Below are 21,900 nucleotides of genomic sequence, written 5' to 3'. Positions count from 1 at the left end.
GCCCGCCCGGTACGGCCCGGGCGTCCTCCGGGCCCGCCGCCCCCGTGGTGGCGGGCCCGTCGCGCGGTTCAGGCCGGGGCCGGGCCCCGCAGGCCGTGCATCAGCAGGGCCGTGAAGGTGGACACCCAGAGCTCGTCCACCGGTTCGGAGCTCACCAGCGCCCGGTGCACCACCGTGCCCGCGATCACGTCGAAGATCAGGTCCGTGGTGTGGCCCGCGAGGGCCTCGTCCTCCTCTGCCGGGAGTTCGCCACGGGCCTGCGCCCGTTCGCGGCCCAGTACGACGAGACGTTTCTGCCGGTCCACGATGGCCGACCGGATCCGGTCGCGCAGGGCCTCGTCCCGGGTGGACTCGGCGACCACCGCCATCAGGGCCGTACGGGCCTCCGGGCGCCGCAGCAGCTGCGCGAACTGGAGGACCACGTACTCGATGTCCGCCTCCAGGGAGCCCCGGTCCGGCAGCTCCAGTTCGTCGAAGAGCTCCGCGACCGCGTCCACGACCAGCTCGTTCTTGCCCGCCCAGCGCCGGTAGAGCGTGGTCTTGGCGACCCCCGCGCGCGCCGAGACGTCGCCCATCGTCAGCTTCGACCAGCCCAGCTCGACCAGCGCGTCCCGCGTCGCCTCCAGGATGGCGGCGTCCGCCGCGGCGCTCCGGGGGCGGCCGGTGCGGCCGGTCGTGGTGCCGGTGCCGGTGCTCGTGCCGTGGCTGGGGTTGCGCATGGCCGAGACCATACCCGTCGGTAGGGGAACGGCCGGGCCGGGAATCGCTGTGGTTCAGATCACGGGGCGCCGCGGGGCGCGAGGAGTTACGCTACGGCTCGTAGCGTAAGAGCGACAACCACGCGAAGGGCTACAGGCGCCAGGTGGGGACCCGGCGCCGAACAACTCAGGACCGCAGTTCCATGACCGCACCACCCGCGCCGACCCGCAGTACGGCGGGTTCGGCGCGGCAATTCACGCGATCTTTTTCGTCGACGCGCGCACTCGGGGGAGGATGTACGCATGCAGCCCAGAAACATGTCCATGAGCGGCGTCGTCGACCTCGCCGCGGTGAAGGCGGCCGGTGAGGCCAAGGCGAAGGCCGAGCAGGCCCGCGCCGAATCGGCACGGCAGGCCGCCCAGGGCGGTGGCGGCGCGTCCGCCGGCGCCGTCGCGCCCTCAGCGCTCGTCATCGACGTAGACGAGGCCGGCTTCGAACGTGATGTGCTCCAGCTCTCCGCCGAGGTTCCGGTCGTCCTCGACTTCTGGGCCGAGTGGTGCGAGCCGTGCAAGCAGCTCAGCCCGCTCCTGGAGCGGCTGACCGTCGAGGCGAACGGCCGCCTCGTCCTCGCGAAGGTCGATGTCGACGCCAACCAGATGCTGATGCAGCAGTTCGGCATCCAGGGCATCCCGGCCGTCTTCGCCGTGGTCGCCGGCCAGGTGCTGCCCCTGTTCCAGGGCGTGGCCCCCGAGCAGCAGATCCGCGAGACCCTGGCCCAGCTGGTGCAGGTCGCCGAGGAGCGCTTCGGGATCATCGGCATCGAGGTGGACCCGAACGCCGAGGGCGCTGGTCCGGGCGCCGCCGATGCCGCCGCCGGGGCCGAGGTCCCGGCCGGTCCGCACGACGCGCTGCTGGAGGCGGCCGTCGTCGCGCTGGACGCCGGTGACCTGGGCGGCGCGGTGCAGGCGTACAAGAACGTGCTGGCCGACGACCCGGGCAACACCGAGGCCAAGCTGGGCCTGGCCCAGGCCGAACTGCTCACCCGGGTGCGGGACATGAACCCGCAGGCGGTGCGTGCCGCGGCCGCCGAGAACCCGCGCGACCCGGCGGCGCAGATCGCAGCGGCCGACCTCGACCTGGTCGGGGGTCACGTGGAGGACGCCTTCGGGCGCCTGGTGGACACCGTACGGGTGACGTTCGGTGAGGACCGGGACTCCGTACGGCTGCGGCTGCTGGAGCTGTTCGAGGTGATCGGCGCGGACGACCCGCGGGTCTCCGCGGCGCGCACGGCGCTCGCACGGGTGCTCTTCTAGGCCCGTCCCCGGAAGGATTCCGGACGCCGGTGGCCCACCGGCGATTTGTTGACACAGAGATAAACAGCGGCCGCGCTTTGCCAAAACTTGGCAAACGCGGCCGCTGTTACTCGCAGTAAATCGAACCCCGTGAACTGTCCGGAGTGTTCACTCTTCCGCCGATCTGTCGTGGCCCTTGGTGACACCCTGTGTTGCTGGCCGATGGCGGCGGGTCGCCCCCAGGTTATCTGTCCGTTACCCGCCAGTAACGAACCCCCTTGTGCCCCGGCCGGGAATGGACCACGATCGGCGACGCTCGGTCCTTCCCGCAGAGCCGCTCATCCGGAGCCGCGGTGAAGGGTCCCCACCGGGCCGGCCGGTGGCAGTGGCACCGGCCGTGGGACAGGGGGGTCTCTGCCGCACCGGCAGGGCCTGTCCCCCAGGTTGCGCGAACGCGTGGCCGAGTGGTTGTCGCTCGGGGGTGATCGCCGGTGTATCGGACGTGGCACAGCCGCGGCCCGGCCGCCTGCGCTTCTTCCCGAGGACGTAGCACTTCTCCCATCCCAGGACGGGCACGGCCCGGACCGGAGATGTACGTCCGAGAAGGAGGAACGAAATGAGTTCTCAGGTTCGTGGCGGGACCAGATGGAAGCGCTTCGCGCTCGTCATGGTGCCGAGCATCGCGGCCACGGCCGCGGTCGGTGTGGGTCTGGCGCAGGGAGCCCTCGCGGCGTCCTTCAGCGTCTCCGGCCAGGACTTCAAGGTCTCGGCCGACAAGCTCGACGGTGACAACCTCATCCAGTACGGCGGTATCGCCGAGGGGCACGAACTCGGGACGAACAAGGCCGTCCAGCACCCGGTCACCATCTCCGGGTTCAGTCACGCCAAGATCACGAACATGTGCCAGTCCCTGGTCACCCCGACGCCGCTGGGCAACATCACCCTGCAGCTGAGGACCGGCCACAAGGGCACGCCGGCCGAGGCCGACAACATCTACCTGGATGTCGCCGAGCTCGACGCCGATGCCGAGTTCAAGAACCTGGACATCGGTATCGCGGTCGGTGACCCGAGCCACAACGAGCGGATGAAGCCGCAGGCCGGCACGGTCAACGAGCGGAACAAGTCCGCGTTCTCGCAGCGCGCCGAGAAGGCGGTCCTGACGAACGTGCGCCAGAAGGCGTGGGCGACCACGGCGGGCACGTTCAAGCTTCCCGACCTGAAGCTGCGCCTGCTCGGCGGCGACAAGCCGTGCTACCAGGACGAGAAGTAGTCCGTCCCGGCGGGTGACCGGAAGGGCGGCCGGCGGCGCGAGTCGCCGCCCGCCCGTCCGGGCTCCACAGAGTTCTCAAGTACCACCGTTTCCAGGGAGCTGTTGTCCATGAACCCCCAGTCCCCGGTGCACGCCGCAGACGACCACTGGCTCACCGTGGCTCGCCACACCTTCAGTGCCTGGAGAGGTAGCCGTCCTTTCTGGGCCGGTCTGTTCACGCTCCTCGGTGGTCTGCCGATCGCCTACTTCCCGTACGCGGACCTGCGGCTGGGCAACGTCACCCTCGCCATGGCCACCACCGGCGGGGCCGGTGCGCTGATCATCGGCGTACTGCTTATCACGCTGGGCCTGGCCCTGTGGTTCCAGCAGACCATCCGCGTCTTCGCGGGCGTCGCGGCGATCCTGCTGGCCCTGGTGTCGATCCCGGTGTCCAACCTCGGCGGCTTCTTCATCGGCTTCCTCAGCTCCCTGATCGGCGGCGCACTCGCGCTGTCGTGGGCCCCCGGGAACCCGGTGGAGGACGAGGACGAGGCCGCGGCCGACAGGGACGATGAGGCGGACCGGCAGCCGGTCAGCCTGGGCAAGAACGATGCGATGGCGGGCCAGGTCGTCCCCGGACAGCGCGAAACGGAATCACCGGCACACGCGAGCGAGACGACTGCCCACGCCGATGGCGGGAGGAACAGTGCGGGGTGACGAGACGCAGCGGGGCGTGGCCCCAGGTGCAGAGTCCCGTGAGAGCAAGGGGCCGCGCCACGCTGCCCCCAGGAAGTCGCTGCTGAACAAGCTCCAGATACCCGTCGGCAGGACGATGGCGCTGGCCGCCATGCCGACTGCGGTGTTCGTCGGGATGGGCATGGCGCCGAAGCTGGCCGTGGCCGACGACAAGGAGATCCCCTTCGCCCCCGGACCGTGCGTGACGCGGTCCGACGAGCCGGAGGAGTCGGCTTCGCCGACGCCCTCCAAGACGCCCACGCCGAGTACGTCGCCCAGCGCGACGCCCTCGCCCTCCGCGTCCGGTACGCCCAAGCCCGGCGTGACCCCGCCGGCGGCCAAGCCGGACCCCAAGACGGAGTCCGAGCCCACGGCCGACAAGCCGGCCGAGACCCCGGAGACCAAGACGACGGCCCCGGCCACCACGCCGGAGCCGTCCAAGACCCCGAACCCGCTGGACCCGCTGGGCGTCGGCGACGCGCTCAAGGGTCTCGTCGACGGGCTCGGCAAGCCGCTCACCGGCGGCCAGGAGAAGGCGACCCCGGCCCCTGCGCCCACCCCGAGCGGCGCGCAGACACCGGACCCGGCCGCAGACGCGATCCGCGAGGCGGCGAAGCAGGCCGGCGTCGAGGTCGCGGAGCTCCCGCAGGACGTCAAGGACACCGCGAAGACCCCGAAGGACGAGACGGACAAGAAGCCCGACGCGTCCGAGGACGAGGACGCGGACGGCAAGACCGAGGCGGAGGACAAGGACAAGGAGAAGACCGAGGGCGAGGAGGCGGAGCCGGAGGAGACGAAGGACGCGGACGGGAAGGAACCCTTCCCCTGCCCGACCTACGACGCCCAGGCCCTGGCCGACGCCGAGCTGGAGCAGGACGTCCCGCTCCTGCCGGACCAGCCCTGGTACCTCGACAGCTCGCGGCTGACCCTCTACGGCCTGGACTACCACGGCATCGTCGAGGTGAAGACGGCCGGCGGCAAGATCAAGAAGGTCCTGAAGTTCACGGCGGACTCGCTGGACATCAAGGACCTGTACCAGACGGTCGGCAAGGAGGGGAACGTCGCCCACCTGAAGTCCCGTCCGGGCTCCACGTCCGAGATCCGCGGCGGCACGGTGACCATGTACACCGAGAGTCTCAAGGGCAATCTCTTCGGGCTGATCCCCATCGAGTTCACCCCCAACAGCCCGCCGCCCCTGAACGTCCCCTTCGCGTTCTTCACGGACGTCAAGGTCGTCCAGGCGGGCCAGTTCGGCGGCACCCTGACCGTCCCGGGCCTGAAGAACTACATCGGCCCGCCCGAGTAGTCCCCGTAGGCCGCAGTCCCGTAGTCCGCAGTCCCGCAGTCCGCAGTCCCGCAGTCCCGTACGGACGCGCCGAGGGCGGCACCCCGCATCACTGCGGGGTGCCGCCCTCGGCCTCTGTGCGGCAGAGTCGTGCGGTGCGGTGCCTACGGCATCAGTCGCGGGCGCCGCCGCCCAGGTGGTGGACCCGGACCATGTTGGTGGTGCCGGGGACGCCGGGGGGCGAACCGGCGGTGATGACCATGGTGTCGCCGTCGTTGTAGCGCTGGAGCTTGAGCAGCTCGCCGTCCACCAGGTCGACCATCGCGTCGGTGTTGTCCACGTGCGGGACGATGTAGGACTCGACGCCCCAGCTCAGCGTGAGCTGGTTGCGGGTGTTGGCGTCGGTGGTGAAGGCCAGGATCGGCTGGGTCGCGCGGTAGCGCGACAGCCGGCGGGCCGTGTCACCGGACTGGGTGAAGGCGATGAGCGCCTTGCCGCCGAGGAAGTCCGCGATCTCGCAGGCGGCGCGGGCGACGGAGCCGCCCTGGGTACGGGGCTTCTTGCCCGGCACCAGCGGCTGGAGGCCCTTGGAGAGGAGCTCCTCCTCGGCCGCCGCGACGATCTTCGACATCGTCTTGACGGTCTCGATCGGGTAGGCGCCGACCGAGGACTCGGCCGACAGCATGACCGCGTCCGCGCCGTCGAGGATCGCGTTGGCCACGTCGGAGGCCTCGGCGCGGGTCGGCCGGGAGTTGGTGATCATCGACTCCATCATCTGGGTCGCGACGATCACCGGCTTGGCGTTGCGGCGGCACATCTCGATGAGCCGCTTCTGGACCATCGGGACCTTTTCGAGCGGGTACTCGACGGCCAGGTCGCCGCGGGCCACCATCACCGCGTCGAAGGCGTCGACGACGGCCTCCATGTTGGCGACGGCCTGCGGCTTCTCCACCTTGGCGATGACGGGGACCCGGCGGCCCTCCTCGTCCATGACCTTGTGGACGTCCTTGACGTCGTTGGCGTCGCGGACGAAGGACAGGGCGACCATGTCGCAGCCCATCCGCAGGGCGAAGCGGAGGTCGTCGACGTCCTTCTCCGACAGGGCGGGGACGTTGACCGCGGCGCCCGGCAGGTTGATGCCCTTGTGGTCCGAGATGACACCGCCCTCGATGACGATGGTCTTGACCCGCGGGCCCTCGACCTCGGTCACCCGCAGCTCGACGTTGCCGTCGTTGATCAGGACCTGGTCGCCCTTGGAGACGTCACCGGGCAGACCCTTGTAGGTGGTGCCGCAGATGGACTTGTCGCCGGGGACGTCCTCGGTGGTGATGGTGAACTCGTCACCGCGCACCAGCTCGACGGGACCCTCGGCAAAGGTCTCCAGACGGATCTTCGGGCCCTGGAGGTCGGCGAGGACGCCGACGGCGCGCCCGGTGTCCGCGGAGACCTGCCGGACGCGGTCGTACCGCTCCTGGTGTTCTGCCTGGGATCCGTGGCTGAAGTTGAATCGGGCCACGTTCATGCCTGCCTCGATGAGCGCTTTCAGCTGCTCATACGAGTCGACGGCGGGGCCCAGCGTGCAGACGATTTTGGAACGGCGCATGGAGCGGATCCTATCGGTTTGTTTCGCAGCGGAATATTCCGTCTGGTGGAAAGTCCAAGTGACTAGCGGGTAACGAGCGCGTACGCCTGGGTGGCGATCTCCAGTTCCTCATCCGTCGGGACCACGGCCACCGCCACCCGGGCGTACTCCGCCGAGACCAGCCGCGGCTCCGGCGAGCGCACGGCGTTCGCCTGGAGGTCCAGCGCCAGGCCCAGCTCGGCCAGACCCCCCACCGCAGCCTCCCGGACCTGGTGCGCGTTCTCGCCGACCCCGGCCGTGAACGCCACCGCGTCCACCCGCCCGAGCACCGCCGAGTAGGCACCGATGTACTTCTTCAGGCGGTGGACGTACGCGGCGAAGGCCGTCGCCGCCGCCTCGTCTCCCTCGCCCGCGCGCCGCAGCACCTCGCGCATGTCGTTGTCGCCGCACATGCCCAGCAGACCGCTCTTCTTGTTCAGGAGCGAATCGATCTCATCCACCGAGAGGCCGCCCACCCGGGCCAGGTGGAAGATGACCGCCGGATCCAGGTCTCCCGACCGGGTTCCCATGACCAGTCCCTCCAGCGGGGTCAGGCCCATGGAGGTCTCCACGCACACGCCGCCGCGGACGGCGGAGGCGGAGGCCCCGTTGCCCAGGTGCAGCACGATCACGTTCACGTCCTCCACCGGCTTGCCGAGCAGCCCGGCGGTCGCCCGCGAGACGTAGGCGTGGGAGGTGCCGTGGAAGCCGTACCGCCGGATGGCGTACTTGTCGGCCGTCGCCGCGTCGATCGCGTACCGGGCGGCGTACTCCGGGATCGTCGAGTGGAAGGCGGTGTCGAAGACGGCGATCTGCGGGATGTCCCCGCGCAGCCCGCGGGCCACCTCGATGCCCGTCACGTTCGCCGGGTTGTGCAGCGGAGCCAGCGGGATCAGGCTCCGGATCTCCGCCAGCACCTCGTCGTCGATCACGGTCGGCTGCGTGAACCTCGTACCGCCGTGCACCACCCGGTGTCCTACGGCGGCCAGTTCGGGGGAGTCCAGGCCCATCCCGTCGGCGGCGAGCTCCGCCGCGACGGCGCCCAGTGCCTCCTCGTGGTCGGCGATCGGGCCGAGCCGCTCGCGCTTGCCGCCCGCGGCGCCCGGACCGATCAGCGGTTCGTGCACGAGCCGGGAGGTCTCCTCCCCGATGCGCTCCACCAGCCCCACGGCGAGCCGGGAGCGGTCCGCCATGTCGAGGAGCTGGTACTTGACCGACGAGGAGCCGGAGTTGAGGACGAGTACGCGCGATGCGGTCACGGGTGCGGAGCCTTCTCGTGTGGGGGTGGTGACGGTCGTACGGGCGGTCATGCGGAGGGGGCGGGGTCCTGGGGCGGCGTCTGCGCCTGGATCGCGGTGATCGCCACGGTGGTGACGATGTCCTGGACGAGCGCCCCGCGCGAGAGGTCGTTGACCGGCTTGCGCAGACCCTGGAGCACCGGGCCGACCGCGACGGCGCCCGCCGAACGCTGCACGGCCTTGTACGTGTTGTTGCCCGTGTTGAGGTCGGGGAAGATCAGCACCGTCGCCCGCCCCGCGACCTCGGAGTCGGGCAGCTTGGTCGCGGCGACCGAGGGCTCAACGGCGGCGTCGTACTGGATCGGTCCCTCGATCAGCAGGTCGGGGCGCTGCTCGCGGACGATCTCGGTGGCCTTGCGGACCTTGTCCACGTCCGCGCCCGAGCCCGAGGTGCCGGTCGAGTACGAGAGCATCGCGATCCGCGGCTCCACGCCGAAGGCGGCGGCGGTGGCGGCCGACTGGACGGCGATGTCGGCGAGCTGCTCGGCGCCGGGGTCCGGGTTGACCGCGCAGTCGCCGTAGACGAGGACCTGATCGGCCAGGCACATGAAGAAGACCGAGGAGACGATGGAGGCCTCGGGCTTGGTCTTGATGATCTCGAAGGCCGGGCGGATGGTCGCGGCGGTGGAGTGCACCGAGCCGGAGACCATGCCGTCGGCCAGGCCCTCCTGGACCATCAGGGTGCCGAAGTAGTTGGCGTCGGTGACCACGTCGCCGGCCAGCTCGACGGTCATGCCCTTGTGGGCGCGGACCTTGGCGTAGTACTCGGCGAAACGTTCCCGCAGCGGGGACAGCGCCGGGTCGATGAGCTGCGCGCCGGAGATGTCTATGCCGAGGTCGGCGGCCTTCTTCAGGATCGCCTGCTCCTCGCCCAGCAGGGTCAGGTCGCACACACCGCGGCGCAGCACCACGTCCGCGGCGCGCAGCACGCGCTCCTCGGTGCCCTCGGGCAGGACGACGCGGCGCCGCTGGGAGCGGGCCCGCTCCAGCAGCTCGTGCTCGAACATCATCGGCGTGACGCGCTCGGAGCGGGACACCGACAGCAGGTCGCGCAGCTCGCCGGTGTTCACGTGCCGCTCGAACAGGCCGAGTGCGGTCTCCAGCTTGCGCGGGGTCGCGGAGTTCAACCGGCTCTGCAGCGCGAAGAGTTCGGCGGCGGTCGGGAAGCTGTTGCCGGCCACCGACACCACGGGGGTGCCCGGCGCCAGCTTCGAGGCCAGCGTCAGGATGTCCTTGCTGGGGCGCTCGTTCAGGGTCAGCAGCAGACCGGCGATCGGCGGGGTGCCGGAGGTGTGTGCGGCCAGGGCGCCGATGACCAGGTCGGAGCGGTCGCCGGGGGTGACGACCAGGCAGCCCGGGGTCAGGGCGTTCAGGAAGTTCGGCAGCATGGCGCCGCCGAAGACGAAGTCCAGGGCGTCGCGGGCCAGCCCGGCGTCGTCGCCGAGGAGCACCTCGCCGCCGAGCGCCCGGGTGATCTGCGCGACGGTCGGCGCGGACAGCGACTTGTCGTCCGGCAGCACGTAGCAGGGGACGGGCAGCCGGGCGGCCAGCCGCTCGGCTATGGCGTCCCGGTCCTCGGCGGCCACCCGGTTGACGACCATCGCGACGACGTGGCAGCCCAGGCTCTCGTAGGCGCGGTAGGCGTTGCGGGTCTCGGCGCGCACGGCGTCGGCGGGGTGCTTGGTGCCGCCCACGACGGGAACGACGACCGCCCCGAGCTCGTTGGCCAGGCGGGCGTTGAGCGCCAGCTCGTCGGGGAGGTTGGTGTCGGCGTAGTCGGTGCCGAGGACCAGCATGACCTCGTAGTCGCGGGCCACCCGGTGGAAGCGGTCCACCAGCTGGGAGACCAGCTCGTCGGTGCCCTTCTCGGCGAGGAGGACGGAGGCCTCCCGGTACTCCATGCCGTAGGCCGTACCGGCGTCCTGGTCGATCCGGTAGCGGGCCTTCAGCAGGTCGAAGAGCCGGTCGGGTCCGTCGTGGAGCAACGGCCGGTAGACGCCGACCCGGCCCGTCTGCCGGGTGAGGAGCTCCATGATCCCCAGCTCGACGACCTGCCGGCCGTCCCCCCGCTCGATACCGGTCACGTACACGCTGCGCGTCACGCGTGCTCTCCCGTCCCTGCTGCGAATGTCTGATTGATGTGCCTTGACCTCTTGACAATACCTCCGCCAGTGGTTAGGACGCCCGCCGGGAAAAAGGCCTGGCGGGGAGGGTCGAAGGGCCCGGTGGCCGGAGTATCAGAAGACGCGGGCCACCCCCGGCCCGTGGAACAATCGGACAGGCTTCACCATTACGCCCTTCATTTGTACGGCAGGAGACACAGGACGATGCGTATCGGAGTTCTCACCGCAGGCGGCGACTGCCCCGGCCTGAACGCTGTCATCCGTTCGGTCGTACACCGTGCCCTGGTCGGTCACGGCGACGAGGTCATCGGCTTCGAGGACGGTTTCAAGGGCCTCCTGGACGGCCATTACCGGCCCCTCGACATCAATGCCGTCAGCGGCATCCTCGCCCGGGGCGGCACGATCCTGGGGTCGGCCCGCATGGAGCGCGCCCGCCTGCACGAAGCCGCCGAGAACGCCCAGGAATTGGCGAAGCGCTACGGCATCGACGCCCTCATCCCGATCGGCGGCGAGGGCACCCTGACCGCCTCCCGGATGCTGTCGGACGCGGGGATGCCGGTCGTCGGCGTGCCGAAGACCATCGACAACGACATCTCGTCCACCGACCGCACCTTCGGCTTCGACACCGCCGTCATGGTCGCCACCGAGGCCATCGACCGCCTCAAGACCACCGCCGAGTCGCACCAGCGCGTCATGGTGGTCGAGGTCATGGGGCGCCACGCGGGCTGGATCGCCCTGGAGTCCGGCATGGCCGGCGGCGCCCACGGGATCTGCCTGCCGGAGCGGCCCTTCGAGGTGGACGCCCTGGTGAAGATGGTGGAGGAACGATTCTCCCGCGGTAAGAAGTTTGCCGTCATCTGCGTCGCCGAGGGCGCGCACCCGGCCGAGGGCTCCATGCCGTACGAGAAGGGCGCGATCGACCAGTACGGCCACGAGCGCTTCGCCGGCATCGGCAACCGCCTCGCCGTCGAGCTGGAGCACCGCCTGGGCAAGGAGGCCCGCCCGGTCATCCTCGGCCACGTCCAGCGCGGCGGCACCCCCACCGCCTACGACCGGGTGCTCGCGACCCGCTTCGGCTGGCACGCCGTGGAGGCCGTCCACCGCGGCGACTTCGGCAACATGACCGCCCTGCGCGGCACGGACATCGTGATGGCCCCGCTGGCCGAGGCGGTCACCGAGCTGAAGACCGTCCCCGAGGACCGCATGTACGAGGCCGAGTCGGTCTTCTGAACCGCCCCGGACGGGACCTGCGGCCCCCGGGGCAGGGACTTCCGCCCCGGATCGCGCCGCCGAACGGCCCCGGCCCGTCCCCGTGAGGGACGGGCCCGGGGCCGTTCGCCGTCGCGGGGGCGCCGTGCGGCCCGCCCCTACGCCGCACCGCCCGCCAGGCGCCAGAACCGGTCCACGATCTCCGCGAGGAACTCCCGCCCCGAGTCGCCGCTCCCGGCCTCGCCCTCGCCGCCGCCCCAGCTCAGGGTCGCCACCATCCGCGACTGGTACTCCCCGTGCAGCTGGTCCAGCACCCGTTCCAGGTGGGCCTTGGGGATCGGCAGCAGTTTGCCCAGCGGCTTCACGTACGCCTGCCAGCGCGTGGTGACCGCGCTGCGCAGCAGCTCGGCGAGCTCCTCCTGCTTGCCGGTCGCCGTCACGAACTGGGCGAGCGTCAGGCTCAGCAGGCCCGCGAGCGCCGCGGACTGCCGTTCGTTGCCCCGCCAGCGCCCGGTGTCCTCCATCTTCTGGTAGGAGTTCGTCTCCAGGCCGACCCGCCGGGCCAGCTCCTCGGCGGTCAGCCCCCTGGAGATCCGGTGCTCCCGCAAGGTGACCGGCTCGGCGAGCAGCTCCCCGGGTGAGCACCACAGGACGCCTGCGAGAGCGGTGAGTTCGGCGGAAGAGGGCGATATCTCGCCACGTTCCCACGCCATCACGGTCTCGGGCGTGACGAGCAGTCCGTACTGGGCGCGGAGGCCATAGGCGACATGACCGGGCGCCATGCCCAGGGCCGCGCGCAGGCGACGCGCGGCGGGGGCATTGAAAGGTGGGCTGGAGTGCACATGGCACACCGTAGAAGTGGCTGGGGCATGGCGACTACAGACCGAACAAACAAGCCCATAACTCGTAGGAAAGTCCTATGAAGTTCAGGGCATTAGTCGGTTTTCTTAGCGACTGTCCGGTAATCGGTTCCACCGTAAGATCCATTCCCGGGATACGGTTCCAGCCATTGCCCGTCGGCGCAAGACCCGTGACACCGCTCACACCCCGTGAACCAGTCGCCACTCCCGTACGTGATCCATACCGGGGACCCCTCGCATACGGGGGTGGCGAGGGGTCCCGCACCACCTCTTGCCTTGACGTCCGCGTCAAGGATTACCGTCGGGACATGCGCATCGGCGAACTGGCCGAGCGGGCCGGGACCAGTACCCGGACGCTCAGGTACTACGAGTCGCGGGGACTGCTGCCCGCGCGGCGGGACGGCAACGGCTACCGGACCTACGACGAGGACGACCTGCGGCTGCTTCGCCAGATCCGCATGCTCCAGGACTTCGGGTTCGAGCTGGAGGAGACCCGGCCCTTCGTGGACTGCCTGCGCGCCGGGCATCCGGCCGGGGACTCCTGCCCGGCTTCGCTCGCCGTGTACCGGCGCAAGCTCGCCGAGCTGGACGGCCTGATCGGCCAGCTGACCGGCGTACGCGAACAGGTCGCGCGGCAGCTGGCCGGCGCCGAGGAGGCCGCCGGTGCGGCCGCGCCGCCGCGCTGCGAGATGACGGGCTGACCTGCCCGCGGGCACGGCGACCAGCAGCACGAACCCGGCGACCCACATCACGAACGAGAGGGGAAACGACATGGTGCGCGCACAAGGCGTGGCGGAAGTGACCGACGAGGACTTCGAGGCCGAGGTGCTGGGGGAGCGGGGACGGCCCGTCCTCGTGGAGTTCACCGCGGACTGGTGCGGCCCCTGCCGCCAGCTCGCGCCCGTCCTGTCCGCGGTGGCCGCCGAGGAGGCCGGCCGCCTCAAGGTCGTGCAGATCGACGCGGACAGCAACCCCGGGACCGTCGCGCGGTACGGGGTGCTGTCCATGCCGACCCTGCTCGTCTTCCGCGACGGCGAGCCCGTGAAGCAGATGATCGGGGCCCGGGCCAAGCGCAAGCTCCTCCAGGAACTGGAGGAGGAGCGGGAGGCCGCCGCTACGGCCTGAGCCAGACCGTCGCCAGGGGCGGGAGGGTCATCCGCAGGCTCGCCGGCCGGCCCTGCGCCGGCACCGGCTCCGGCCGCAGCGGCTGCGCGTGGTGGACGCCGCTGCCGCCGTAGGCCTGGTGGTCGGTGTTGAGCACCTCCCGCCACAGCGGCACCTCCTCGGGCACCCCGATGCGGTAGCCGTGCCGGACCACCGGCGAGAAGTTCGACACCGCGAGCAGCTGCGACCCGTCCTGCGCGTACCGCAGGAAGGCGAACACGTTGTCCTCCGCCGCGTCCGCCTCCACCCAGGCGAAGCCCTCCGGCACCGTGTCCCGCTCCCACAGCGCGGGCGCCGCCGTGTACGCGCGGTTCAGGTCGCGCACGAGGGTGCGCACCCCCCGGTGGTCGGCGGCCGCGGGGTAGGACTCGTCCAGCAGCCACCAGTCCGGCCCGTACACCTCCGACCACTCCGAACCCTGGGCGAACTCCTGCCCCATGAACAGCAGTTGCTTGCCGGGGTGCGCCCACATGAAGCCCAGGTACGCCCGGTGCGCGGCCCGCCGCTGCCACCAGTCCTCCCCGGGCATCCGCGACACCAGCGAGCCCTTGCCGTGCACCACCTCGTCGTGCGAGATCGGCAGCACGTAGTTCTCGCTGAACGCGTAGATCATCCCGAAGGTCATGTCGTGGTGGTGGTACTTGCGGTGCACCGACTCCTTCGACATGTAGCGCAGGGTGTCGTGCATCCAGCCCATGTTCCACTTCAGCCCGAAGCCGAGACCGCCGCAGTCCGTCGGCCGCGTCACGCCCTCCCAGGCGGTGGACTCCTCCGCGATGGTCACCACCCCGGGGCAGCGCCGGTACACGGTGGCGTTCATCTCCTGGAGCAGCGCCACGGCGTCCAGGTTCTCCCGTCCGCCGTGCTCGTTGGGCGTCCACTCGCCCTCGCCGCGCGAGTAGTCGAGGTAGAGCATCGAGGCCACCGCGTCCACGCGCAGCCCGTCCACGTGGAACTCCTCGCACCAGTACACGGCGTTGGCGACGAGGAAGTTGCGGACCTCCTTGCGGCCGTAGTCGAACTCCAGCGTCCCCCAGTCCGGGTGCGCGGCCCGCCGCGGGTCCTGGTGCTCGTACAGCGGCCGCCCGTCGAACTCGGCGAGGGCCCAGTCGTCGCGCGGGAAGTGCGCCGGCACCCAGTCGACGATCACCCCGATCCCCGCCCGGTGCAGCGCGTCCACCAGGCAGCGGAAGTCGTCCGGGGTGCCCATCCGCGAGGTCGGCGCGTAGAAGCCGGTGACCTGGTACCCCCACGAGCCGCCGAAGGGGTGCTCGGCGACCGGCATCAGCTCCACGTGCGTGAAGCCCAGCTCCTTCACGTAGGCCGGGAGCTGCTCCGCCAGCTGCCGGTACGAGAGCCCGGGCCGCCAGGACGCCAGGTGCACCTCGTACACCGACAGGGGGGCCTGGTGCGCCGGGCGGGCGCCCCGCTCCGCCATCCACCGCTCGTCCTGCCACACGTACCGCGAGGCGGCGACCACCGAGGCGTTCGCCGGGGGGACCTCCGCCGACCGGGCCATCGGGTCGGCGCGCAGGGTGTGGCTGCCGTCGGGCCGGGTGATGTCGTACTTGTACAGCGCGCCCTCGGCCACGCCCGGCAGGAAGAGCTCCCACACCCCGGTCGAACCCAGGGAGCGCATCGGGTAGGCGACGGAGTCCCAGTACGAGAAGTCACCGGTGACCCGGACCCCCTGGGCGTTCGGCGCCCACACCGTGAACCGGGTGCCCGCCACCCCCTGGTGCTCCATGGGCTCGGACCCGAGCGCCTTCCACAGCTGCTCGTGCCGGCCCTCACCGATCAGGTGCAGGTCCAGCTCGCCCAGCGCGGGCAGGAACCGGTACGGGTCGTGGATCTCGATCTCGTCGCTGTCGTACGTGACCAGCAGCCGGTAGTCGGGCACCCCGGCGAGCGGCAGGAGCCCGGAGAACAGCCCGTCGCCGTCGTCGAGGAGCTCGGCGCGCAGCCCCTTGGCCACGACGGTGACCGCCTTGGCGTACGGGCGCAGCACGCGGAAGGCCACCCCGCCCCGCTGGGCGCGGGCGCCCAGCACGGCGTGCGGATCGTGGTGGCGGCCCTCCAGCAGCCGGGTCCGTTCGTCACCGCCGAGGGCGGGCGCCGGCCGGAGCCCGTGCGCGGGAGCCCTCCGGGTGCGTGGCGCCGGCGCCTTGGGTTTGCGCGCCGCCGCGACCGGCGCTCCGCGGCCCGGAGCCGCGGCCGGAGCCGGGGCAGCGGGGGCGGCCGGTGCCGGGGACGGCGAGGTGGTGGACGGGGACTGACGGGCGGGGCTCACGTGTGCGGCCTCCTAGGCGGCTGCGGGCGGGGGTGGGGGGAGAGGGAGGAGAAGCCTTCACCGGAACCAGGACCAGAACCGGAACCGGCACCGGAACCGGGACCCGGACCGGCCCCGGTGGCCGGCCCCGGGCGGGCGACGGACCCCGGGCCCGGCATGGCCCGGCCGAAGCTCCGGTCCGTGCCGGAGGCGAGCCGCCGGATCGCGGCCATCGGCACGTGCAGTCGGGGCGGTGCCGGGACTCGTACCGGGCCTCGTACACCGCCTTGTCGGTCTCGTACGCCCGCAGCAGTACGGGGTCCTCCCGCGGGTCGCGCCCGGTGGTGCGGGCGTAGCCCTCGCAGAAGGCGGTCCGGCAGTCGTCCGCCCAGGCGGGGGCGAACGGCCGGTGCGAGCGGGCGGCGTAGTCGAAGGAGCGCAGCATCCCGGCGATGTCGCGCACGGCCGGTTCGGGGCGGCGCCGGTCGGCCAGCGGCCGGGCCGGCTCGCCCTCGAAGTCGATCAACGACCAGGAGCCGTCCAGGGTGCGCAGGGTCTGCCCCAGATGGAGGTCCCCGTGGATCCGCTGGGCGGCGACCCCCGCCCCGCGGGAGGCGGCCAGTGCGTCGAAGGCCCCCCGCAGCCCCGCCTCGTAGGGCCGCAGCGCGGGCACCTCGCGGGCGGTGGCCGCCAGGCGCGCCGTCATCCCGGCGGCGAGCCGGGCGGTCTGCTCGGGGCCGAGCGCGAGCGTGGGCAGGGTGCCCGCCAGCGCGCTGTGCACCTCGGCGGTGGCCCGGCCGAGGGCGTTCGCCTCGGCGGTGAAGTCCTCCCCGGCCCCCAGCCGGCGCAGCGCCAGTTGCCAGCCGTCGTCGGAGCCGCGCAGGTACGGCTGGAGGACGCCCAGGGTCAGCGGTTCGCTGCCGGGCAGCTCGGCCTCGTACCAGGCGACGGGCGCCGGGACGCGGGCGCAGCCGGCGGTGGCCAGCGCCCTGGGCAGCTCCAGGTCGGGGTTGACCCCGGGGCCGACCCGGCGGAACACCTTGAGGATGAACGAATCTCCGTAGATGAGGGACGAGTTGGTCTGCTCCCCGGACAGCGGCCGGGGGACCAGCCCCGCCGGTACGTGAGCCTGCGGGTCCCGGTCGAAGCGGAGCGGGCCGAGGGTGCCGGGGGAGCGCAGCCGCTCCAGCAGCATCGCCGCCAGCCGGGGGTCGCCGAGGGCCTCGTACACGGCCCGGCCGGCGTACGGGCCGTCCTCGGGGTGGCCGATCAGGGTGGGTGCGAGCGCGGGCGGCAGGGACGGGCGGATGCCCAGCAGCAGTTGGTAGCAGTCCCCGTCCACGTCGAGGAGCAGGTGCAGCAGTCCGGGGGTGGAGCCCGGGGGCAGCAGTTCGGCGGCCGAGACGGCCCTGAGCCTGCTGATGGTGCGGCCCTTGCCCGCGAACCAGCGCTGTGCGGGCAGCCAGGCCCGCAGCATCGGTTCCAGCGGGCCGATCCCGGCGGCCCGGTCGGCCGCCAGTCGGCTCCGGGCGGATGCAGCCTCCGACATGGCGTCGCGTCCTTTCCCCGGGCCGTCACAGAATGCGCAGAGTGTCCCGGATGTGCGGCAGTTGCTTCTCCGGCGTGTGCGAGTGTCGGGTCAGGATGATCCGTACAGGGGCGGGCGGTTGACCCATTCGAGCTGCCCGCCCCTCATCGTTCGGGGCTGCCGGCCGGCTATTCGGCTCGCGGCTCGGCCCGTTGTTCGGATCGCAGCCGGAACCAGTAGAAGCCGTGTCCCGCCAGGGTCAGCAGGTACGGCCACTCGCCGATCGGCGGGAAGCGCACATCACCCGTGAGCTCCACCGGGACCCGCCCGTTGAACGACCGCAGATCCAGCTCGGTGGGCTGCGCGAAGCGCGAGAAGTTGTGCACGCACAGCACCAGGTCGTCCCCGAACTCGCGCAGGAAGGCGAGCACCGCCGGGTTGGACGAGGGCAGTTCGGTGTACGAACCGAGTCCGAAGGCGGGGTTCGCCTTGCGGATCTCGATGAGTCGGCGGGTCCAGTGCAGCAGTGAGGAGGGCGATGCCATCGCGGCCTCGACATTGGTGACCTGGTACCCGTAGACCGGGTCCATGATGACGGGCAGGTTCAGCCTGCCCGGATCGCAGGAGGAGAAACCGGCGTTGCGGTCCGGGGTCCACTGCATGGGGGTGCGGACGCCGTCGCGGTCACCCAGCCAGATGTTGTCGCCCATGCCGATCTCGTCGCCGTAGTAGAGCACCGGCGAGCCCGGCAGCGACAACAGCAGGGCGGTGAACAGCTCCATCTGGTTGCGGTCGTTGTCCAGGAGCGGGGCGAGGCGGCGCCGGATGCCGATGTTGGCCCGCATCCGCGGGTCCTTGGCGTACTCGGCGTACATGTAGTCGCGCTCTTCGTCCGTGACCATTTCGAGGGTGAGCTCGTCGTGGTTGCGCAGGAAGATGCCCCACTGGCAGCGGTCCGGGATCGCCGGGGTCTTGGCCAGGATCTCGGAGACGGGGTAGCGGGACTCTCTCCGTACGGCCATGAAGATGCGCGGCATGACGGGGAAGTGGAAGGCCATGTGGCACTCGTCCCCGCCCTTCGCGAAGTCGCCGAAGTAGTCGACCACGTCCTCGGGCCACTGGTTGGCCTCGGCGAGCAGGACGGTGTCCGGGTAGTGCGCGTCGATCTCGGCCCGCACCCGCTTCAGCAGTTCGTGCGTGCGGGGCAGGTTCTCGCAGTTCGTCCCCTCCTCGGCGTACAGGTACGGGACGGCGTCGAGCCGGAATCCGTCGATGCCGAGGTCCAGCCAGAACCTGAGGGCGGAGACGATCTCCTCCTGCACGGCCGGGTTCTCGAAGTTCAGGTCCGGCTGGTGCGAGAAGAAGCGGTGCCAGTAGTACTGCTTGCGTAGCGGGTCGTACGTCCAGTTCGAGGTCTCGGTGTCGACGAAGATGATGCGGGCGTCCTGGTACTGCTTGTCGTTGTCGGCCCACATGTAGTAGTCGCCGTACGGCCCCTCGGGGTCCTTGCGCGACTGCTGGAACCACTCGTGCTGGTCGCTCGTGTGGTTCATGACGAAGTCGATGATCACCCGCATGCCGCGGTGGTGCGCGGCGTCCACGAACTCCACGAAGTCGGCGAGGTCGCCGAACTCGGGGAGTACGGAGGTGTAGTCGGAGACGTCGTAGCCCCCGTCGCGCAGGGGTGAGGCGAAGAACGGGGGCAGCCAGAGGCAGTCGACGCCGAGCCACTGGAGGTAGTCCAGTTTCGCGGTGAGCCCCTTGAGGTCCCCGACGCCGTCTCCGTTGCTGTCGTGGAAGGAGCGGACGAGGACCTCGTAGAAGACGGCCCGCTTGAACCAGTCGGGGTCGCGGTCCTTGGCGGGGGTGTCCTCGAAGGTGTCGGGGACGGGATCGTTGATCATCATGTGGTGGGTGACCCTCCGGTGGGCGGGGACGGTCGCAGAGCGGAAAGTACGTGCGCGGGCGTGCGGCCCGGCTCTAGGCGCACGTAGTTCGCCCTGCCCCAGTGATAGGTATCGCCGGTGAGCTCGTCGCGCACCGCGAGGGACCCGTGCCAGTCGAGGCCGAGTACCGGCATGTCCAACGAGACCGTCGCCTCCTGGGTGTGGTGCGGATCGAGGTTGACGACCACCAGTACGGAATTGGGTCCGGCGTGCTTCGAATAGGCGATCACCTGTTCGTTGTCGGTCGGGTGGAAGTGGATGTCGCGCAGCTGCTGGAGGGCGGGGTTGCGGCGGCGCAGCCGGTTCAGGGAGGTGATCAGCGGGGCGATCGTGCGGCCCTCGCGGTCGGCCGCCGACCAGTCCCGCGGCCGGAACTCGTACTTCTCCGAGTTCAGGTACTCCTCGCTGCCCTCCCGCACCGGGGTGTTCTCGCAGAGCTCGTACCCGGCGTAGACCCCCCAGGAGGGCGACAGCGTGGCGGCGAGCACGGCCCGCACCTCGAAGGCGGGGCGCCCGCCGTGCTGGAGGTACTCGTGGAGGATGTCGGGCGTGTTCACGAAGAAGTTCGGCCGCATCACGGAGGCCGAGCGGTCGCCGGACAGCTCGGTCAGGTACTCGGTGAGCTCGGCCTTGGTGTTGCGCCAGGTGAAGTACGTGTACGACTGCTGGAAGCCGACGGCCGCGAGGGCGCGCATCATCGCCGGGCGGGTGAAGGCCTCGGCCAGGAAGATCACGTCGGGGTCGGACTTGTTGATGTCCGCGATCACCTTCTGCCAGAAGACCACCGGCTTGGTGTGCGGGTTGTCGACCCGGAAGATGCGGACGCCGTGCGCCATCCAGTACCGCAGGATCCGGACCGTCTCCTCGACGATGCCGGCCATGTCGGTGTCGAAGTGGATCGGGTAGATGTCCTGGTACTTCTTCGGGGGGTTCTCGGCGTACGCGATCGTCCCGTCGGCGCGGTGGCGGAACCACTCCGGGTGCTTCTCCACCCAGGGGTGGTCGGGGGAGCACTGGAGGGCGAAGTCGAGCGCGATCTCCAGGTGCAGCTCGCGGGCGCGCGCGACGAAGGCATCGAAGTCCTCGATGGTGCCGAGGTCCGGGTGGACGGCGTCGTGCCCGCCTTCCGTGGAACCGATGGCCCAGGGCACGCCCGGGTCCCAACTCCCCGCCGACAGCGTGTTGTTCGGGCCCTTGCGGTAGGTGCTGCCGATGGGGTGGATCGGCGGCAGGTACACCACGTCGAAGCCCATCGCGGCGACCGCGGGCAGCCGGTCGGCGGCGGTCCGGAAGGTCCCGCTGATCGGCACCTCCCCGGCGTCGACCAAGGCCCCCTCGGACCGCGGGAACAGCTCGTACCAGGAGCCGAAGAGGGCCCGCTTGCGCTCGACCAGCAGCGGCAGGGCCTTCGCGGAGGTGACCAGCTCCCGGTACGGGCGCCGCGCGAGCGCCGCGTCCACCTCGGGGGCGAGGGCGGCCGCGTACCGGTCGGCGACCTCGGCGTCCTCGTTTCGCATGGCCTCGGCCGCGGCCAGCACGGCCTCGCGGCCGTCGCGCTTGGGGATCCGGGCCCCGGCGCGCGCGTAGAGCTCGGCGCCCTCCAGCAGGACGAGCCCGGTGTCGATCCCGGCGGGGATCTTGATCGCCGCATGGGCCCGCCAGGTGGCCACCGGGTCGCTCCACGCCTCGACGGCGTACGTCCACCTCCCCTCGGCCTCGGCGGACACCCGGGCCCCCCACCGGTCGGTACCGGGGGCGAGCTCGCGCATGGGCACGGGGGGCCGCAGCCGCCCGCTCGGATCTCGGAGCACGACATGGGCGGCCACGGCGTCGTGTCCCTCACGGAACACGGTGGCGGAGATCTCGAAGACCTCGTCCACGACCGCCTTGGCGGGTCTGGCGCCGCAGTCGACGGCGGGGCGGACGTCCAGCACGGGAATGCGACCGATCATGATGGGATCACCTGGGGGCAGTTCGCAGGGCTCGGTGACAACAGCGCAGCCGGGGAACCGGCTGGTCGTGCACGCTCTGTTCGCTCTGTTTCTAGCCGCTCGGAAGACGGCTGGGCTGCGGGCATGGCCGCTCCTGTCCGCGTTCACTCGGGTGGCGGGGAGAGGTTGGGGGCGGGTGCGCCGTGCGTGTACCGCGCGTACCCGGTGAGCCCTTCCCACTCTCGCCCCGCCCAATCCGGGCGCCTGGTTAACTACTCGTACGTAGTGGCACGGGCAATATGAAGCCCCGGGTCGACATCCGGCGGGGCTCCGTCAAGTCGGACAGGACTACCTGATGTGGGTACGGACATCAGGCGTCACATCCACCTCCCGGGTCCCTCCCGTGCCCCGATTCACCTTCCGCCGCCCACCGCAACACCCGCTCGGTCGGCCACCGTTCCCGACCGGTTCGGCGAGCCCGTGAGAGTCCGGAGGGCGGTTCCGTCCCCGGGCCGGCCGATCCGCCGCGGGGCCGTGGAAGGGCAGGGGAAGGGCAGCGGGAGGGCAGGGGAAGGGCAGCGGGAGGGCAGGGGGAGGGCAGGGGCCGGGCCGGGGCGCCATGGTCGGCGGAGGCCGTCCTCGCTAGCCTTCCGGGGGTGATGCGCGGGTGCACAGCGTGGTGCGGCCGCTC

Annotated in this window: 15 protein-coding genes and 1 pseudogene; 7 read left to right on the top strand and 9 right to left on the bottom strand. The window is 71.1% G+C overall.

Going from position 1 to position 21,900, the window contains the following annotated elements:
• Positions 1–68: 68 nt before the first annotated feature.
• A complete protein-coding gene (locus AB0D94_RS06570) occupies positions 69–719 on the bottom strand; it encodes a TetR/AcrR family transcriptional regulator (protein WP_362046424.1) in 651 nt (216 codons plus the stop codon).
• A gap of 282 nt (positions 720–1,001) precedes the next feature.
• Here AB0D94_RS06570 and AB0D94_RS06565 point away from each other — a divergent pair, with 282 nt between their 5' ends.
• The 4 genes from AB0D94_RS06565 to AB0D94_RS06550 all read left to right on the top strand — a co-directional run bounded on the left by AB0D94_RS06565 (position 1,002) and on the right by AB0D94_RS06550 (position 5,281).
• Entirely contained in the window at positions 1,002–2,012 is a 1,011-nt protein-coding gene (locus AB0D94_RS06565) for a tetratricopeptide repeat protein (protein WP_362046421.1), read from the top strand.
• 595 nt (positions 2,013–2,607) lie between these two features.
• Positions 2,608–3,261, top strand: a complete 654-nt coding sequence (locus AB0D94_RS06560) for a DUF6230 family protein (protein ID WP_362046418.1) — start codon at positions 2,608–2,610, stop codon at positions 3,259–3,261.
• Positions 3,262–3,369: 108 nt separating this feature from the next.
• Positions 3,370–3,957 carry a DUF6114 domain-containing protein gene (locus AB0D94_RS06555; RefSeq protein ID WP_362046415.1) on the top strand — a complete coding sequence of 196 codons (588 nt, stop codon included), beginning with the start codon at positions 3,370–3,372 and terminating at the stop codon, positions 3,955–3,957.
• Positions 3,947–5,281, top strand: a complete 1,335-nt coding sequence (locus AB0D94_RS06550) for a hypothetical protein (RefSeq protein ID WP_362046412.1) — start codon at positions 3,947–3,949, stop codon at positions 5,279–5,281. Before AB0D94_RS06555 ends, AB0D94_RS06550 begins: the two co-directional genes overlap by 11 nt.
• 151 nt (positions 5,282–5,432) lie before the next feature.
• Here the strand turns inward: AB0D94_RS06550 and pyk are convergent, their stop codons facing one another.
• The 3 genes from pyk to pta all read right to left on the bottom strand — a co-directional run bounded on the left by pyk (position 5,433) and on the right by pta (position 10,281).
• Positions 5,433–6,863, bottom strand: coding sequence for a pyruvate kinase (gene pyk / locus AB0D94_RS06545; protein ID WP_362046409.1), 1,431 nt, complete (start codon positions 6,861–6,863; stop codon positions 5,433–5,435).
• Positions 6,864–6,925: 62 nt separating this feature from the next.
• Positions 6,926–8,140: an acetate kinase gene (locus AB0D94_RS06540; protein WP_362046406.1), complete on the bottom strand. Its 1,215-nt coding sequence runs from the start codon at positions 8,138–8,140 to the stop codon at positions 6,926–6,928.
• Between the two features lie 47 nt (positions 8,141–8,187).
• The gene (gene pta / locus AB0D94_RS06535; protein ID WP_362046403.1) at positions 8,188–10,281 is read right to left on the bottom strand and encodes a phosphate acetyltransferase; all 2,094 of its coding nucleotides are present in this window, start codon (positions 10,279–10,281) and stop codon (positions 8,188–8,190) included.
• Between the two features lie 225 nt (positions 10,282–10,506).
• Between pta and AB0D94_RS06530 the strand changes: the two genes are divergently transcribed.
• On the top strand, positions 10,507–11,532 hold the full coding sequence (locus AB0D94_RS06530; protein WP_362046400.1) for an ATP-dependent 6-phosphofructokinase: 1,026 nt from the start codon (positions 10,507–10,509) through the stop codon (positions 11,530–11,532).
• A gap of 137 nt (positions 11,533–11,669) precedes the next feature.
• Here the strand turns inward: AB0D94_RS06530 and AB0D94_RS06525 are convergent, their stop codons facing one another.
• Positions 11,670–12,362 (bottom strand): helix-turn-helix transcriptional regulator, encoded by a 693-nt coding sequence (locus AB0D94_RS06525; protein ID WP_362046397.1) that lies wholly within the window; start codon positions 12,360–12,362, stop codon positions 11,670–11,672.
• Positions 12,363–12,679: 317 nt separating this feature from the next.
• On the opposite strand from AB0D94_RS06525, the gene AB0D94_RS06520 reads away from it, so the two are divergent.
• Both AB0D94_RS06520 and trxA read left to right on the top strand, forming a co-directional pair.
• Positions 12,680–13,072 carry a MerR family transcriptional regulator gene (locus AB0D94_RS06520; RefSeq protein ID WP_362046394.1) on the top strand — a complete coding sequence of 131 codons (393 nt, stop codon included), beginning with the start codon at positions 12,680–12,682 and terminating at the stop codon, positions 13,070–13,072.
• 70 nt (positions 13,073–13,142) lie between these two features.
• Positions 13,143–13,496: a thioredoxin gene (gene trxA / locus AB0D94_RS06515; protein ID WP_362046391.1), complete on the top strand. Its 354-nt coding sequence runs from the start codon at positions 13,143–13,145 to the stop codon at positions 13,494–13,496.
• On the opposite strand, the gene glgB is transcribed toward trxA, so the two are convergent.
• From glgB to AB0D94_RS06495, 4 genes and pseudogenes are all read right to left on the bottom strand, one after another.
• Positions 13,486–15,825: a 1,4-alpha-glucan branching enzyme gene (gene glgB, locus AB0D94_RS06510; protein ID WP_362046388.1), complete on the bottom strand. Its 2,340-nt coding sequence runs from the start codon at positions 15,823–15,825 to the stop codon at positions 13,486–13,488. The genes trxA and glgB overlap by 11 nt on opposite strands.
• Positions 15,822–17,353, bottom strand: a pseudogene (locus AB0D94_RS06505) (phosphotransferase). Before AB0D94_RS06505 ends, glgB begins: the two are co-directional and overlap by 4 nt.
• A gap of 167 nt (positions 17,354–17,520) precedes the next feature.
• The gene (gene treS, locus AB0D94_RS06500) at positions 17,521–19,239 is read right to left on the bottom strand and encodes a maltose alpha-D-glucosyltransferase (RefSeq protein ID WP_362046385.1); all 1,719 of its coding nucleotides are present in this window, start codon (positions 19,237–19,239) and stop codon (positions 17,521–17,523) included.
• Positions 19,236–21,230, bottom strand: coding sequence for an alpha-1,4-glucan--maltose-1-phosphate maltosyltransferase (locus AB0D94_RS06495; RefSeq protein WP_362046382.1), 1,995 nt, complete (start codon positions 21,228–21,230; stop codon positions 19,236–19,238). Before AB0D94_RS06495 ends, treS begins: the two co-directional genes overlap by 4 nt.
• Positions 21,231–21,900 lie beyond the last annotated feature (670 nt).

Origin of the sequence: Streptomyces sp. NPDC048255 (assembly GCF_040652415.1) — a bacterium.
Lineage (GTDB): Bacteria > Actinomycetota > Actinomycetes > Streptomycetales > Streptomycetaceae > Streptomyces.
This window is presented reverse-complemented; position numbering and strand designations above follow the sequence as displayed.

Bases quoted from the DNA above. Each gene is read 5' to 3' on its own strand.
- AB0D94_RS06570 (WP_362046424.1), bottom strand. From the start codon at position 719: ATGCGCAACCCCAGCCACGGCACGAGCACCGGCACCGGCACCACGACC.
- AB0D94_RS06565 (WP_362046421.1), top strand. From the start codon at position 1,002: ATGCAGCCCAGAAACATGTCCATGAGCGGCGTCGTCGACCTCGCCGCG.
- AB0D94_RS06560 (WP_362046418.1), top strand. From the start codon at position 2,608: ATGAGTTCTCAGGTTCGTGGCGGGACCAGATGGAAGCGCTTCGCGCTC.
- AB0D94_RS06555 (WP_362046415.1), top strand. From the start codon at position 3,370: ATGAACCCCCAGTCCCCGGTGCACGCCGCAGACGACCACTGGCTCACC.
- pyk (WP_362046409.1), bottom strand. From the start codon at position 6,863: ATGCGCCGTTCCAAAATCGTCTGCACGCTGGGCCCCGCCGTCGACTCG.
- AB0D94_RS06530 (WP_362046400.1), top strand. From the start codon at position 10,507: ATGCGTATCGGAGTTCTCACCGCAGGCGGCGACTGCCCCGGCCTGAAC.
- AB0D94_RS06520 (WP_362046394.1), top strand. From the start codon at position 12,680: ATGCGCATCGGCGAACTGGCCGAGCGGGCCGGGACCAGTACCCGGACG.
- trxA (WP_362046391.1), top strand. From the start codon at position 13,143: ATGGTGCGCGCACAAGGCGTGGCGGAAGTGACCGACGAGGACTTCGAG.
- treS (WP_362046385.1), bottom strand. From the start codon at position 19,239: ATGATGATCAACGATCCCGTCCCCGACACCTTCGAGGACACCCCCGCC.
- AB0D94_RS06495 (WP_362046382.1), bottom strand. From the start codon at position 21,230: ATGATCGGTCGCATTCCCGTGCTGGACGTCCGCCCCGCCGTCGACTGC.